The 14,727-nt window shown below is 69.1% G+C and carries 17 protein-coding genes; 9 read left to right on the top strand and 8 right to left on the bottom strand.

Annotated elements, in window-relative coordinates; translation table 11 throughout:
- The first annotated feature begins 64 nt into the window (after positions 1-64).
- From ACFRAQ_RS09585 to ACFRAQ_RS09565, 5 genes are all read left to right on the top strand, one after another.
- On the top strand, positions 65-637 hold the full coding sequence (locus tag ACFRAQ_RS09585) for an RNA polymerase sigma factor (RefSeq protein ID WP_379096647.1): 573 nt from the start codon (positions 65-67) through the stop codon (positions 635-637).
- A complete protein-coding gene (locus tag ACFRAQ_RS09580) occupies positions 634-1,329 on the top strand; it encodes a Rieske (2Fe-2S) protein (RefSeq protein ID WP_379096644.1) in 696 nt (231 codons plus the stop codon). Before ACFRAQ_RS09585 ends, ACFRAQ_RS09580 begins: the two co-directional genes overlap by 4 nt.
- Before the next feature lie 108 nt (positions 1,330-1,437).
- Positions 1,438-1,935, top strand: a complete 498-nt coding sequence (locus ACFRAQ_RS09575) for a cupredoxin family copper-binding protein (protein ID WP_379096641.1) — start codon at positions 1,438-1,440, stop codon at positions 1,933-1,935.
- Positions 1,936-1,988: 53 nt separating this feature from the next.
- Positions 1,989-2,891, top strand: coding sequence for a metallophosphoesterase family protein (locus tag ACFRAQ_RS09570; RefSeq protein WP_379100173.1), 903 nt, complete (start codon positions 1,989-1,991; stop codon positions 2,889-2,891).
- 160 nt (positions 2,892-3,051) lie between these two features.
- Positions 3,052-4,269 carry an Ig-like domain-containing protein gene (locus ACFRAQ_RS09565; protein ID WP_379096638.1) on the top strand — a complete coding sequence of 406 codons (1,218 nt, stop codon included), beginning with the start codon at positions 3,052-3,054 and terminating at the stop codon, positions 4,267-4,269.
- On the opposite strand, the gene ACFRAQ_RS09560 is transcribed toward ACFRAQ_RS09565, so the two are convergent.
- Entirely contained in the window at positions 4,242-5,537 is a 1,296-nt protein-coding gene (locus ACFRAQ_RS09560; RefSeq protein WP_379096635.1) for a lipopolysaccharide biosynthesis protein, read from the bottom strand. The genes ACFRAQ_RS09565 and ACFRAQ_RS09560 overlap by 28 nt on opposite strands.
- 199 nt (positions 5,538-5,736) lie before the next feature.
- Here ACFRAQ_RS09560 and ACFRAQ_RS09555 point away from each other — a divergent pair, with 199 nt between their 5' ends.
- A complete protein-coding gene (locus ACFRAQ_RS09555) occupies positions 5,737-6,348 on the top strand; it encodes a DUF4126 domain-containing protein (protein WP_379096632.1) in 612 nt (203 codons plus the stop codon).
- 11 nt (positions 6,349-6,359) lie between these two features.
- Here the strand turns inward: ACFRAQ_RS09555 and ACFRAQ_RS09550 are convergent, their stop codons facing one another.
- From ACFRAQ_RS09550 to ACFRAQ_RS09535, 4 genes are all read right to left on the bottom strand, one after another.
- Positions 6,360-7,325 carry a DUF1152 domain-containing protein gene (locus tag ACFRAQ_RS09550; protein WP_379096629.1) on the bottom strand — a complete coding sequence of 322 codons (966 nt, stop codon included), beginning with the start codon at positions 7,323-7,325 and terminating at the stop codon, positions 6,360-6,362.
- Positions 7,326-7,365: 40 nt separating this feature from the next.
- Positions 7,366-8,076, bottom strand: coding sequence for an alpha/beta fold hydrolase (locus ACFRAQ_RS09545; RefSeq protein WP_379096626.1), 711 nt, complete (start codon positions 8,074-8,076; stop codon positions 7,366-7,368).
- Positions 8,077-8,105: 29 nt separating this feature from the next.
- Positions 8,106-9,071 carry an alpha/beta hydrolase gene (locus ACFRAQ_RS09540; RefSeq protein WP_379100171.1) on the bottom strand — a complete coding sequence of 322 codons (966 nt, stop codon included), beginning with the start codon at positions 9,069-9,071 and terminating at the stop codon, positions 8,106-8,108.
- 106 nt (positions 9,072-9,177) lie between these two features.
- Positions 9,178-10,200 carry a GlxA family transcriptional regulator gene (locus ACFRAQ_RS09535; RefSeq protein ID WP_379096623.1) on the bottom strand — a complete coding sequence of 341 codons (1,023 nt, stop codon included), beginning with the start codon at positions 10,198-10,200 and terminating at the stop codon, positions 9,178-9,180.
- An 80-nt stretch (positions 10,201-10,280) separates the two neighbouring features.
- Between ACFRAQ_RS09535 and ACFRAQ_RS09530 the strand changes: the two genes are divergently transcribed.
- Positions 10,281-10,883 carry a TetR/AcrR family transcriptional regulator gene (locus ACFRAQ_RS09530; protein WP_379096620.1) on the top strand — a complete coding sequence of 201 codons (603 nt, stop codon included), beginning with the start codon at positions 10,281-10,283 and terminating at the stop codon, positions 10,881-10,883.
- 57 nt (positions 10,884-10,940) lie between these two features.
- Here ACFRAQ_RS09530 and ACFRAQ_RS09525 read toward each other — a convergent pair whose 3' ends face one another.
- The gene (locus tag ACFRAQ_RS09525) at positions 10,941-11,636 is read right to left on the bottom strand and encodes a DUF2993 domain-containing protein (protein WP_379096617.1); all 696 of its coding nucleotides are present in this window, start codon (positions 11,634-11,636) and stop codon (positions 10,941-10,943) included.
- Positions 11,637-11,744: 108 nt separating this feature from the next.
- Between ACFRAQ_RS09525 and ACFRAQ_RS09520 the strand changes: the two genes are divergently transcribed.
- The gene (locus ACFRAQ_RS09520; protein WP_379096614.1) at positions 11,745-12,758 is read left to right on the top strand and encodes an NADP-dependent oxidoreductase; all 1,014 of its coding nucleotides are present in this window, start codon (positions 11,745-11,747) and stop codon (positions 12,756-12,758) included.
- 3 nt (positions 12,759-12,761) lie between these two features.
- On the opposite strand, the gene ACFRAQ_RS09515 is transcribed toward ACFRAQ_RS09520, so the two are convergent.
- Together ACFRAQ_RS09515 and ACFRAQ_RS09510 are read right to left on the bottom strand one after the other, a co-directional pair.
- Positions 12,762-13,418, bottom strand: coding sequence for a hypothetical protein (locus tag ACFRAQ_RS09515; RefSeq protein ID WP_357282939.1), 657 nt, complete (start codon positions 13,416-13,418; stop codon positions 12,762-12,764).
- A 76-nt stretch (positions 13,419-13,494) separates the two neighbouring features.
- Positions 13,495-14,157, bottom strand: coding sequence for a hypothetical protein (locus ACFRAQ_RS09510; RefSeq protein ID WP_379096611.1), 663 nt, complete (start codon positions 14,155-14,157; stop codon positions 13,495-13,497).
- 144 nt (positions 14,158-14,301) lie between these two features.
- Here ACFRAQ_RS09510 and ACFRAQ_RS09505 point away from each other — a divergent pair, with 144 nt between their 5' ends.
- Positions 14,302-14,727 carry a hypothetical protein gene (locus ACFRAQ_RS09505; protein ID WP_379096608.1) on the top strand — a complete coding sequence of 142 codons (426 nt, stop codon included), beginning with the start codon at positions 14,302-14,304 and terminating at the stop codon, positions 14,725-14,727.

The raw sequence follows: 14,727 nt of genomic DNA, 5'->3' as shown, positions 1-14,727 counted from the left end.
CGCTATCTACTGACAGACGTGAACACGCGTCGAGCTCTTCGATGGATGCGGGAAGCGGCGGTTCATGGTGCGACGGGTCGAATCCGAGCGCCGGACGCAGCCGGACGCGAGTTCCGGCTCGGGTCGGGAGTTGCGGCTGGTGTCCGGTGACAGCTACCCCGGCTGGGAAGCGGTGTACCGCGACAACGCGACGTGGGTGTACGCGTTGATGTTCGGCAAGGTCGGCAACCGGCCCGATGCCGAGGATCTGACCGCCGAGGTGTTCACCGCGGCATTGAAACCGCTGCGCATGACGGCCAGCGTCCCCGAGGTGCGGGCCTACCTGCGGGCCACCGCCCGCACCGTGCTGGCAGCGCACTGGAAGGCCCGCATGGGCCGGGAGATCACCACCATCGACGGCGACATCGCCGACGATCCGCCGGAGGAGTTCCACGACTCGGGCGCCGAGGCGCGCGCGAAGGCGGTGTTGTCCGAACTCCCGGACCGCTACCGCCGGATCCTGGAACTGCGTTTCCTGCAAGGTCTCTCGATCCGGGAATCGGCGCAGACCCTCGGGGTGACGGTGGCGAATGCGAAGGTGTTGCAGCATCGGGCGGTGCAGAGGGCGGCCCAGCTGACTGAGCGAGGTGTGCGGTGAGCGGGCGGGATGTGCGGCGGTTCGTCGACGAACTACTGGCGGGCAAGCGGTCCACGGGATTCACCCCCGGCGAGGCCGAGGCCGAGGAGATGCGCGCGGCCATCGAGCTGCGCGCCGCCCGGCTGGGCAGTGACGCGCCCAGCGAGGAGTTCCTGAGCGGCCTGCACCGGCGGCTGGCCGCCGAGATGGAGGAACCGGAGCCGGAATCGGCGGCGCCCACCGGGTATCGCCGCCGCAATCTGCTGATCGGGACCTCGGCTGCCGCGGCCGCCGCCACGGTCGGCGCGGTCGTGGATCGCACCCTGCTCGGACACGGCCAGGAGGGTTCGCCGCCCGCCGCTCAGCAGACGCCGCTGTCGCCCAATTCCGGTGCGTGGCTGCCGATCGCGCGGTCCGCGGATCTGCCGGAGGGCGCGACGGTGGCCTTCGACGTGGGGACGGTGAACGGATTCGTGCGCCGCGACAAGGGGAATCCGGTCGCGGTGTCGGGCGTGTGCACCCATCAGGGCTGCAAGCTGTGGCTGGACGCCCCGGCCGAACGGCTGCGCTGCCCCTGCCATTCGACGTCGTTCTCGATCGAGGGTCAGGTGGTCACCCATCAGCTGCCGGTGGCGCCGGCGCCGCTGCCGCTGCTCCAGGTGCGCGAGCACCACGGCACCATCGAGGTGTTCGCGCCCACCGAGCCCGCCTGAGGGTCAATGGCGTTCAGGCGCAACGGTTCCCGTGTAACCCGCTCCCCTATCCATGGATGACCGGTTCGCAGCAGCGAACGGACCCATCCCGGACGGAGGACCGGATTCATGAGACCCACCCGCAGCCCGCGACGCGTAGCCGTCGCCCTCGGGGTCGCCGCGGCGGCCCTGCTCACCGCGACCGCGTGCGGCTCCCCCGGCGGCGGAAAAGCCGCGGATCCGGCCGCGCCCGGATTCACCTTCGCTTCCGGCACCGCCACGCCCGGCATGGTGCCGGACGGCGGGGGCCCGGCCATGCCCGGGATGACCTCGGCGGCGGGCACCTCCGCCGCCGGGAAACCCGCGGCGCCGGCCGGGCCCGATGCCGTCGCCATCGACAATTTCGCGTTCGGACCCAGCTCGCTGACCGTCACGGCCGGGACCACCGTGACCTGGACCAACAAGGACGAGGAGCCGCACACCGTCGTGGCGAACGACGGAAGCTTCCGCTCGCCGACGCTGGGGACGGGCGCGACCTACACATTCGCTTTCCCCAAGCCGGGCACCTTCGCCTACGTCTGCTCGATCCACCCGTTCATGCACGCGACCGTGGTGGTGACGCCGTGAGCACCGATCTCCCCGGCGACGACTACGAGGAAGACTCCCGCGATCCGCAGCGGATGACCCGCCGTCAGCTCATGCGGCACAGTGCCTGGTTCGGCGCGGCGGTGGGCCTGGCGGTGGTGGGCGGCGAGGTGGTGTCGCACGTGGCGGGCAGCGCGTCGGCCGCCCCGGCCCGGCCGACGCTGCGGTTCGCACAGGTCAGCGACAGCCACATCGGGTTCACCGGGACCGCGAACACCGGTGTCACCGACACCTTCTGCGAGGCCATCTCGCAGGTGAACTCGCTGGGCTATCAGCCCGATTTCGTGATCCACACCGGTGATCTGACCCACCTGGCGACGGCGGAGCAGTTCGATCAGGTCAAGCAGATGATGGGCGGGTTGTCGACGCCGCACGTGTTCACGGTTCCGGGAGAACATGATTCGAGTGATGATGGCGGCTCTCGATACCGGTCCGTCTTCGGTAACGGCGCGCGCGGTGACGGCTGGTACAGCTTCGACATCGCGGGCGTACACGTGATCGGGTTGGTCAATACGCTCAACCTGAAGGACCTCGGCCATCTCGGGCAGGATCAGCTCGACTTCGTCCGGAATGATGTGGCCGGGTTGTCCAGCGACACACCGATCATCGTGTTCAGCCACATCCCGCTGTTCGCCATGTACCCCCAATGGGGCTGGGGCACAGACGATGCCACGCAGGCGCTCAGCTACCTGCGGCGGTTCTCGTCGGTCACCTGCCTCAACGGCCATGTGCACCAGCTGTTCACGAAGACCGAGGGCAATGTCACCTTCTACAGCGGCACCACCACCGCCTATCCCCTACCCAAACCCGGCGACGGGCCCGCGCCCAAACCGGTGACGCTGCCCGCGGGCAAGCTGCACCAGGCGCTGGGAATTCGCGAGGTGACCTTCCAGAAGGGGCGACAGCAACTCGCTATCAAGGAACAGGCGCTGAAATGACCACTGCCGACCGGCGTGTCGCTCGCGGGTCTCACATCGGTGTCATTTCTCAGGGATGACCTCGTGCTGGAAGATCGAAAACGGCGAGTAATCTACTACGCTGGGCAGTAACAAGATGCTGTGCAGCGATGCGGCGCACGGCGATTACAGGAGGGAAGCCATGCCACCCCGCCGTTTTCGGACGAACGCCGCAGCGAGCGTATTGGTCACGCTCACGCTGGTGCTGGCGGCGTGCTCGTCCAATCTCCCGAGCGGGAAGGTCGGTCCGCGCACGCCGGTCGAGCAGTCCATCGTGGTGTCGCCCGCGCCGGGCTCGGACAAGGTGGATCCGTCGGCGCCGGTGAAGGTGAGCACCACCGGGGGTGTGCTGACCGACGTCGTGCTCACCAACGACGACGGCAAGGTCATCGAGGGCACCTACACGCCGGACAAGACCGCGTGGAAGCCCAACGACCAGCTCGGCTACGGCCGCACCTACACACTGAAGGCTTCCGGCGTCGATGTGACCGGTCCCACCGGGCCGATCACCTCCACCTTCACCACCATCAACCCGAAGAACCAGACGAAGGTGTACCTGAACACCACGGGCGGGCAGGCCATCGTCGACGGCAACAGCTACGGCGTGGGCATGGTCATCGTCGCGCACTTCGACGAGGACATCCCGGACCGGGCGGCCGCGCAGAAGCGACTGGTCGTCACCACCGATCCGCCGGTGGAGGGCTCCTGGTACTGGCTGGACAACCGCAATGCGCACTGGCGGCCCAAGGAGTACTGGAAGACGGGCACCAAGGTGAACGTGGCGGCCAACCTGTACGGCGTGGAGGTCGGCAACGGGCTGTTCGGTCAGGAGGACGCGAAGTCGCGCTTCGTGATCGGGCCCTCGCATGTGTCCATCGCCGACGACAACACCAAACAGGTGCAGGTGTTCGAGAACGGTCAGCTGATCCGCACCATGCCCACCTCCATGGGGCGCGGCGGATCGGAGACCGTCGCGGGCAAGACGTTCACGTTCTGGACCATGCCCGGCACCTACACGGTGATGGACAAGGCGAACCCGGTGATCATGGACTCCTCGTCGTACGGGCTGCCGATCAACTCGCGGCTCGGGTACAAGGAGACCATCGGCTGGGCGACCCGCATCAGCACCGACGGCATCTACCTGCATCAGCTGGACTCCACGGTCTGGGCGCAGGGCAATACCAACCTCTCGCACGGCTGCCTCAACCTCAATGCCGAGAACGCGCAGTGGTTCTTCAACTTCGCGCAGCCCGGCGATGTGGTGGAGGTGCACAACACCGGCGGGGCGACCCTGGAGGTGTGGCAGAACGGCGACTGGACGCTGCCGTGGGATCAGTGGCTGGCCGGTAGCGCCGGCTGACGCCGCTCGCGCGCGGCCAGTTGCCCGGTGCGCGCGAGATACCAGGCCGCGACACAGAATTCGGCGGCCACCGTGCCCCACACCAGTGTCCACACCGAGTGCGTGCGCAGGGTGAGCAGCAGGGCGGTGGCCGCCACCGCGGTCCCGATCACCGCGCCGATCATGATGCCGACGGTGTCCTGGCGGACGGGCAGGATCGCGGTGGTGACGAACGAGGTGGTGGCGGTGGCGACCAGGATGCACACCTCGACCCGCAGCATCGGTACCACGGCGCGGAATTCGTCGTCGTAGATGACCCGCACCGCGAGCGGCGCGGCGATCCACATCCCCGCCACCGCAACGGCTGCCACCATCACGCAGGCGGCCAGGGCGCGCAGCTCGTGCCGCCAGAAGCCCGGGTCGGTGCGCTCGCGTGCCATCCGGGGCAGTAGTGCCAGCCCGATCGGATCCAGCAGGGACTGGGCGGCGCGCACGAGTTTGTCGCCCGCCGAATACAACCCGAGCGAGGCGGCGTCGAGCACCGACGAGTACACGGTGGCCGTCCCCTGCCCGTAACTGGTCACCAGCAGCCGGGAGGCCAGCACGGGCGCGCCCTTGCGCAGGATCATCGCCACCTTGCTCGGCCGCCCGGGTTTCCCGAACCGCTTGTTCGCATCCCACCAGGTCAGCGCGACCGTGACCGCGGACGACAGCAGCAGGCACACCAGGACCACCTCGGCGTGCGGCAGCCGTGGCAGCACCCCGACCAGCAGCACGAGATACACCACCCGCCCGGCGATCTGATACGACATCGAGGCCCCGAATCTGGCCTGCCCCACCAGCAGCCAGTCCTCGGACATCGACAGGAACCCCCCGACGAACAATCCGAGCAGGATCATCCGCAGATGTGCTCCGGCACCGAACGACAGTCCAGCCGCCAGCGCCACCCCGAGCGCACCGAGCCCGGCCGCCCGCACCGCGAGGTAGCTCCCCCGCAGTTCATCGAGTCCTTCATCCCCGAGCAGCGCGGCCAGGAAGGTGTTGATCCCGAGATCCACGACCAGCGATCCGAGGAAGTACGCCGACATCCCGATGGCCAGCAGCCCGACGCCGCTCACCCCGAGCATCCGCGCGGTGAGCGGCACCGTCACCGCGGTCACCAGGAACTGCCCGTACTTCCCGAGGCTGACGAACCCGATGTCCCGCAGGACCGGCAGCAGCCCGTCCTCGGCCACCTTCGCCCGCACGCGTCCGACCAACGCGCCACCCAGGTATCGCCGATCCGCCATAGCGGTCCCTCTCTCCCCGACCGCACACCCCGGGCGGACGACGAAATTCTCCCGCCGCGCCACCCACCCCGCCACTCGATGCCGCCCGGAGCGGGGAAACCGTAACGCCCTGTTCAAATGAACCGTTCAGTCCCGCAACCGGACCCGCGACCGCCCCAAATACCGGCCGCCCTCCCCCGCTGCCTGCACACTGGTCCCCATGGAGATCACATCGGCCGTCGGAGCGATCCTCGGCGCGTTCGGATTGTCGGGCGCGGCGGGGCTCAATGCCTGGCTTCCCCTGCTGGTGGTGGGCGTCGCCGACCGCATGGGCTGGATCGACCTCGGCTCCTCCTACGGCTGGCTCTCCTCCACCCCGGCCTTGATCGTGATCGCCCTGCTGCTGGTCTTCGACCTCATCGGTGACAAGATCCCCGCCATCGACTCGGTCCTGCACGCCATCGGCACCCTCGTGGCGCCCGCCTCCGGCGCGATCCTCTTCACCGCCGAGACCAGCATCTCCGCGAACCTCCCGCCCGCCGTCGCCGCCATCCTGGGCGCGGTCACCGCGGGCAGCGTCCACGCGGGCCGCACGGTGGCGCGCCCCTTCGTCACGGGAACCACCGCGGGCGTGGGCAACCCGGTGGTCTCCACCGCCGAGGACGGCACCTCCCTGCTCCTGACCGTCCTGGCCCTGGCAGTCCCCGTCCTCGCCTTCGCCGCCATCCTGCTGCTGCTCATCTTCCTGGGCTGGTTGGCTTTCCGAGCCCGGCGCTGGCTCCGCGCCCGGCGAGCCCGCAAGGACCGCGAACCGGACCGGCTCCAGCCGTGACCCCCGCTTCGTCAGCCGGGAATCGCGCGCCTGGCCCGTAGCGGGATCCGATCGCGAAACGCCTCGGTGGCGGCCGCGACGTCGTACGGTGTCGCCGCATCCTCGATCTCGTTGCGGTACAACACCCGTCCCGCGACGGCGTCCAGGTCGAACCCCCACACCATCGACATGAGCGGGTTGATGAACAGCTCGTAGTCCCCGCTCCGAGTCCGCGGCACCGACCGGTGATCCCCGAACTCCCCGCGCGCCGCATCGGTGATGGACGCACACACGATGCTCTCCCGATCAGGCGTGTTCCCCTGCACGTACGCCACCGCGTCGAGCCACTCGTCCACGGCCCGAATCCCCGGCGTCAAACCGAAAACACCTTGGTAGGCACCCATTGTGGCCAGCGCTGCCACGTTCTCGAGGAAATGCGCGTGGCACAGCCCGTGATGCGCGTCCACCCCGAACCCGACACACGCCACCGTCTTCACCGGCACATCCAGCGCATGCACCGCCAGCAGACTGGTGATGTCCTCGACCGGCGTCCCCAGCCCGGCCTCGTCCCCGGTCATCAGCAGATCGGTCCCGCCATCGACCAATACGACCCCGTCGACGCCCAATTCGTCTGCCAGCCACCGATAAGCGGCGCGAACCGCCTTCGTCCCACCCTTCTTGATCAGGTACACCCGGTCCCCATATCCCCGCCCGGCCAACCACGCGGCGAGATGCTTCTCCGGGAAATAGGGCCGCGGCCCATCGGAATCCGGCCGCGTGTCGAAAACCCCTGGTCCGACCTCCACCGCCGATGTGCGCTTCGCGGCGGTGAAGGTCAGATTCGCCAGGAACACCGTGCGCCCCCGCTCGATCAGGGACAGCGCGATCGGCAGCCCGCTGAGCACGTCGAAACCTCCACCGGCCCCGGCGATCAGAACCCGCTCACAGTCCCGCAGTCGATGCAGGACCGGAGTATCGAACAAGGTAGGCGCTGACACCGGGCCCAGTGTAGGCACGCTTCGTGTCGGGAAAGGGGGCTCAGAGGTTGTGGCGGACCGCGCGCAGGATGAGGTCGGCGACCGCGTCGGGGCGGGAGACACTGACGGCGTGGGAGGCGTCGACCTCGGTGGTGTCGGCCCCGGCGCGTTCGGCCATGAAACGCTGGGCCTCGACGGGGATGTTCTTGTCGGCGGTGGTGAGCAGGGCGAAGGCCGGGATGGTTCGCCAGGCGGCGGCCGCGGCCGGTTCCTCCAGGGCGGCGACGGCGACCGGGCGCTGGGTCACCGCCATGGTGGCGGCGGTGGGGACGTCGGCGGCGAACTGCTGGGGGAACTCTTCCCGGCGGATGTAGAGTTCGGTGGCTTCGCTGCCGTCGGCCCGGCGGTAGGTCGCGGGGCGGGTGGTCGGGCCGAGGGTGGAGCCCGGGAACTTGCCGGTCAGTTCCAGTGCGCTCTCACCGATCTCGGGAATGAAGGCCGCCACGTAGACGAGCGCGGTGACCTGCGACTTCCCTTGGGCGGCAACGCTGATGACGCTGCCGCCGTAGGAGTGCCCGGCCAGCACCACCGGGCCGTCGACGCTGTCGACGACCGAGGCGATGTAGTCGGCGTCGGAGGTGAGTCCGCGCAGGGGGTTGGCGGCCGCGAGGACCGGGATGCCCTCGGCGGCAAGGGTGTCGATGACGCCGTTCCAGCTGGAGGAATCGGCGAACGCCCCGTGCACGAGGACGACGGTCGGGGTTGTGGTCATACGGTGTGCTCCTGAGCTGAGATCGATGGTCAGGCCGGGTACAGCGCCGCGCGCAAGGTCGCGACGGCCTGGGCCACAGCGGCTTTCGCGGCGTGCGTGTCGTGCAGGGCGTTGACCATGACGAAGTCGTGGATGATGCCGCCATAGCGGACCTGGGTGACGGGGACGCCGGCGGCGCGCAGGTTCGCGGCATACGCCTCGCCCTCGTCGCGCAGCACGTCGGCCTCGGCGGTGATGACCAGGGCGGGCGGCAGTCCGGCGAGCTGGTCAGCGGTGGCGCGACGCGGCGAGACGTCGATGCGGGCGCGGTCCTCGGCGCTGGTCGTGTACTGGTCCCAGAACCACTTCATGCCGTCGAGGGTCAGGAAGTAGCCCTCGGCGAACTGCCGGTAGGAGCCGGTGTCGAAGTTGGCGTCGGTGACCGGGTAGAACAGCACCTGCTGGGCGAAGGTGACGTCGCCGCGTTCCTTGGCCATGAGGGTCAGCGCGATGGCCATATTGCCGCCGACCGAGTCGCCGGCGACGGCGAGCCGGGTGGCGTCGAGGCCCTTGCTCGCGCCATCGGTGGTGACCCACTGCGCGATTCGATACGACTGCTCGTTGGCGACCGGGTACTTCACGTCCGGCGAGCGATCGTATTCGGGGAACACGACGGCCGCCCGCGCGCCGACCGCGAGGTCGCGCACCAGCCGGTCGTGGGTGTGCGCGTCGCCGAAGACCCAGCCCGCGCCGTGGGTGTAGACGATGACCGGCAGCGGCTCGGTCACGCCCTGCGGCTTGACGATGCGGGCGCGCACCGACCCGGTGGGACCGCCCTCGACGGTGATCCACTCCTCGTCGATCTCGGGCTTGAAGATGGGCGAATCCTGCACCGAGTCAACGGCTTTGCGACCCTCCTCGGGGGGCAGCTGGTACAGGAACGGCGGCTGGGAGGTGGCGTCCACGAACTCCTGGGCGGCCGGTTCGAGCGAGAGGTGGTGCGGGTTTCCGGACATGATGATCCTTTCCGCGACGCCGGGAATGGGGGCAGGCGCCACGGTAGTCATTTTCGTCCGGAAACACCTCGCGCCGCCCCGCCCTACCGGCCGCGAAATCCACGATTCAGGACACGGCCGCGACCGCCGATTCCTGGTCATCCGCCCAGCTAGCGGACCCGGTCGTCCGGAACCGCTGCTGGTAGCTGCGCGGCGAAACGCCCAGGCGCGCAACGAAGGCCCGGCGCAGCGCCTCACCACTGCCGTAGCCCGCGATCATGGCCGCTTCGGTCACCGTGGACCCGGCGTGCAGCAGGTCCCGGGCGACGCCGAAGCGGATGAAGGCCACGTATTCGGCCGGGGAGCGTTCGAGTTCGGTCCGGAACAGCCGGGTCAGATGCCGGACGCTGACCTGTGCGTGCGCGGCCAGGGTCTGCACGGTGTGCGGGAAGGCCGGATCCGCGCAGATCAGATCGACGACCCGGCGCACCAGCGGGCTGCGCGGCACCGGACCGGTCAGCGAGGCCGAGAACTGCGACTGTCCGCCCGCCCGCTGCATGTAGACAACGAGCAGTTGCGCCGTCCGCCGCGCCACATCCGCGCCGTGATCCTCCTCCACCAGCGCGAGCGCCAGATCCACGCCCGCGGCGACTCCGGCCGAGCTGTACAGGTTTCCGTCGCGCACGAAGATGGCGTCGGCGTCCACCTCGACCGCCGGGTATCGGCGGGCCAGGTCCGGTGCGAACTTCCAGTGCGTGGTCACCCGTCGCCCGTCCAGCAGACCCAGTTCGGCCAGCACCGCGGTCCCGCTGCAGATCGATACCAGCCGCCGGGTGCGCGCGGACAGATGCCGGGTCGCCGCCCGCACTTCCGGCGTCACGAACACCGAGGCGGGCAGCTCACTGCCCGGGATCACCACGGTGTCGAAGGTTCCGGCCTCGGCCGCGGCCCCGTTCACCGCCACCTTCGCGCCGATCGAGGTCTGCACCTCCCGCCCGTCCGGGGACAGTAAGACCACGTCGTAGCCGTGCACCGCCTGATTGGCCTCCATGAAGACCTCGGCGGGACCGGCGAAGTCGAGCATCTTCACACCATCGAAGACGAGGATCCCCACCCTGCGGCGGTTCGTATCGGAAGATTTGGCTGACATGTCCACCAGTATTCTGGAGGCAAGCCTCCAGAACAAGTCGAGTGTGCGAGATCGCAGATTGATATTGATACGGTGACCCCATGGGCAGACCACGGCAGTTCGACGAGCAGGCATTGCTCGCCGCCGCGGTGGAACTCTTCTGGGCGAAGGGTTTCGACACCACGTCGGTCGAAGACGTCTCCCGCGCGACCGGTATCGGCAACGGCAGCATCTACGCCGCCTACACCAGCAAGCGCGGGCTGTTCCTGGCCGCCTTCGAGCACTACTGCGAGCAGCGCGCCCACTTCGTGCGCGAGACCGTCGAGTCGGCTCCCGGCTCCGCGCGCGACGCCGTCCGCACCCTCTGCCGTGCGGTCATCGACGACTGCGCCGCCCACCCCGACCACCGCGGCTGCCTGATGATCAACAGCATCGCCCACCTCGCCACCCGCATTCCCGAGGTGGCCACCATCGCCACCCGCACCACCACGGCCATGGAAACCGCTGTGGCAGACCGGCTCCGCCCGGCCATGCCCCATCCCGACGAGGCCCTGCTCTCAGCCCTCGGCGCCAGCGTCATCATGACCACCCAGGGCCTCATCCAGCTGAGCCGGATCGGCGTCCCCGCGGCCCGCCTCGGCGAAATCGCCGACGTGTCCTGCGAAATCCTCCCGCCGGACTGGGCCGACCTGCCCCGGAGCTGAACGCTCCGGACAGGCGGCGCGGCCGCCGCTGTTCGGCCGGTGACTCCGGGCAGCGGCTCAGGACAGGTCGGAGAACCGAACAGTGCGGGCGACGGCGGTGACGTGAAGGCCATCCGAAGCGGGCGTGATCGACGTCAGGCGGGCGCCCAAGGGGAGCTTCTCCAGCGGGATGGTGAAGGTCAGGGACTCGCTGAGCGCCGCCAGGGACAAGGTGGGGCCACCCGCCGCCGCTTGGATGGACGTCGGGGTCACGACGATGCCGGTGTCGGCGAGAGCCACAGTGACGAAGACCGTTGCGGGAACCGGGATACCGGCCACGGTGAAGGTTCCGGCGACGCGGAGGCCCTCGGGGCTGTCGGAGATGGACTCGACGCCCGCCGGGGCATAGCGCTGGACCGTGTCGTAGGGGACGCGGGCCGTGGCGGTGGCGGTTTCGGCGGTGAGGTTCTCGGTGCGCTTGTTGACGACATCACCCAGCGGCGCCGAGACATTGGTGAGCTCGACGTCCAGGTCGCGGACGGAGATGTCGGGGTCGCTCCAGTCACCGATCCGGATGCCGATGTCGGAGTAGGTGCCATCCAGGGCTTGGGTGAGGAAGGGAAATCCGCCGATGGTGACCTTGGGCTGCTCGGGCAGCTTGTAATCGGCGGCGATCTGGCGGGCGATCTCGTTCTGGGCCATGCCGACCGCGACGCGGTCACCGACGATCAGCGCGATCGCCAGCACGACCAGCAGGATCAGCAGTCCGCGCATGTGTTCATCTGTTCAGCCATGCCACCCATCATGCTGGCGAATCCCGGTGACGAGGACGGGCACACCGAACCCGGGCGCGAATCCCCACGAAATCGCCACAATGTACGCATGAAATCCACCCGCATAGTGCTCGCCTCCCGCCCGGTCGGGATGCCCGAGCAGGAGAACTTCCGGACCGAGACCGTGGAGCTCGAGCCCCCGCGGCCGGGCGAGGCGCTGTTGCAGACGCTGTATCTGTCGCTGGACCCCTACATGCGCGGGCGGATGAGCGACGCGCCGTCCTACGCGCCGCCGGTCGAGGTCGGCGACACCATGTGCGGCGGCGCGGTGTCGCGGGTGATCGAATCCACCGATCCGGCACTGCAACCCGGCGATATCGTGCTCGGCTGGGCCGGATGGCAGACGCATTCGGTGGAGAACGTGCAGGCGTTGCAGAAGCTGGATCCGGCGGCCGCGCCGCTCACCACCGCGCTCGGCGTGCTCGGCATGCCGGGGTTGACCGCCTACACGGGGCTGCTCACCATCGGCCGTCCGAAGCCGGGCGAGACGGTGGTGGTCGCGGCCGCGACCGGCCCGGTCGGCGCGACGGTCGGCCAGATCGCGAAGATCCAGGGCGCACGGGCCGTCGGCATCGCGGGCGGCCCGGAGAAGGTGGCGCTGCTGCGGGACCGCTTCGGCTTCGATGCCGCGATCGACCATCGCGCACCCGATTTCGCCGAGCAGCTGGCCGCCGCCACCCCGGACGGCATCGACGTGTACTTCGAGAATGTCGGCGGCGCGGTGTTCGACGCGGTGCTGCCGCGGCTGAACACCTATGCCCGGGTTCCGTTGTGCGGCTTGGTCGCCAACTACAACGACACCGATCTGCCGCCCGGCCCGGACCGGCTGCCGCTGCTCACCTCGAACATCCTGCGCAAGAGCCTGACCGTGCGCGGCTTCATCGTGTCGGAGTTCTGGGATCAGATCGGCGAGTTCCGGCCGACCGCGGCGCAGTGGATCGCGGAGGGCAAGCTCACCTACCTCGAGGACATCGTCGACGGTCTGGAGAACGCGGTCGAGGCCTTCCAGGGTCTGCTCACCGGCAAGAACGTCGGCAAGCTGATCATCAAGGTCGCGGACTGACGGCTAGCGCATGGCGGTGATGTAGGGCCGCAGCCCGAGCGCGATGTCCACGCACACCCCCAGCAGCACATCGCGTTCCACGGGGTCGAGCGGGTGCTTCAGCCACAGCCGGGTGCCCAGGATCGGCACCGGCAGCGGCTGTCCCGCTCGATCCCACCAGAACGACTCGTTGTAGACGTCGTTCACGAGCCGGCGCACGGTCCAGCCGCCCGCGGTGCGCACCACGTCGAGTCGGCCGACCTCCGCGCCCATGCGGTCGAGCACGAGCAGCCGGAACAGTTCGGGTGTGCGGGGCTCGTCCGGGTCGGGCACGAAATGGAAAAGCGTTCCCGCCGTGGATCCGACGGCCGTGGAGGTGTCGGCGCGCTGGATCGAGCCGATGGAGGTGCCGTCACCGCGGCTGATGACGGTGGGCGCGGAGTCCTTGGACTCCACCCACACCACCGAGCCGTCGGCGTAGGTGATGCGATGGCGGCCGGTCCCGCCGTTCTTGAAGCCGAACAGGATGGCGGCCTTGGCCGCGAGCCCGTTGCCCGCGCCCTGCACCCCGGTGGCCAGCGCGTCCTCGGGCCCCACACTGAAGGTGATCTCCAGGGCGTTGTTCAGCTTGTGCACGACCCGGCCCTCGATCATGGTCGAGCGGTCCTGCGACGCCGGCATCGTTCGATCGTAGGCCGGTGGCATCAGCGTGAGGTGGTTTCGCGGCGGCACGCCGGGGCCGACGCGCGCCCCGCACTCACTTGCCGGCAGGGAAGCCCACCGTGGCCAGTGCGGTCGTCCAGTCGGTCGCGATGGCGACCTGCGCATCGCTGAGGGCGACCTTGCCGTCGCAGATCAGCGTGTGCAGCTTGGACTCGACGCCGTCCTTGGGGTTGTTCGGCCCCGCCCCGTCCTTGTGCCCCGGGGACGGCGGCTCGACCCACAGGTTGCGCGCGTCATTGGGGTCGCCGCCGAGTTCGAGGGAGATGAGGTGGTCGTACTCGCCGTCGCGGGGGTCGCCGTTGTAGCCGTAGGACTTGATGTTCTCGGTCTTCTCGCGGCCGGTGATAGTGCTGTTGGGCCGAATCGAAGCGGTGTATCCCGACTTACAGATGGTGTCGGCCAGATTGGCCGCTGTCACTGTGGGATTCAGCGCGCCGGGCGTGCAGGCCGGGTCGGGCAGCGGCTGGCCGTCGGCGGTCTTGCGGTAGTGGCAACTGCCGGGCGCGGGCTGCGCCTGCACGGTGTAGGTGCCCTGGGGTCCGGGTCCGACCGGGATCGCGGAATTGTTCTGTTTGGGCGCGGGCTGCGGAACCGCCTGGGCCGGCGCGTTGGCCGGATGGGTGGCGGCCTCCTTCGAGCATCCGATCGTCATGCTCAGGACCAGCAGGGCCATCGCAAGCCCTTTGTGCGCCTTCATAACATCCCCTGCTCGACCCGGACGGCAGCCTAATTGTGCGCTATCCCTTGGTGATCGGCCACTCACCGACGACGACACACCGCCCGGAAACGCGGATCCCCGCCGCCCTCCAAGCAATACATACCAACCGGTTATGCTGCACCAATGACAGCAGATCTGTCGCACTCTCCAGCGACAATCCACCCCGTCGGCACCAATGGAATTCGGGGGCGCGCCCTCGCGCTCGCCGGCCTGCTGCTGGGTGTGGGCACCCTGCACTTCCTCATGCCCAAACCGTTCGACACCCTGATCCCGCCCCAGCTGCCGGGCGAACCCCGCACCTACACCCACGTTTCGGGCGCGGCCGAGCTGACCGTGGGCGCCCTGCTCGCGATCCCGGGCACCCGCGGCCTGGGCGCGCGGCTCGCCGCCCTGCTCTTCGTCGCCGTCTTCCCCGGCAACCTGTACATGGCCTACGACTGGCTGAGCAGCGACCGCGCCCTGCCGTTGAAAGCCGGTGCCCTGCTCCGCCTCCCACTGCAGATTCCGCTGGTGCTCACCGCGCGACGGGTGTACCGCGCCGCGCGGTGA

The sequence above is a fragment of the Nocardia sp. NPDC056611 genome (assembly GCF_042792755.1).
In the GTDB taxonomy this organism is placed as follows: Bacteria; Actinomycetota; Actinomycetes; order Mycobacteriales; family Mycobacteriaceae; genus Nocardia.
Note: the sequence above shows the minus strand (reverse complement) of the source record. Positions and strands in the feature narration are given on the sequence as shown.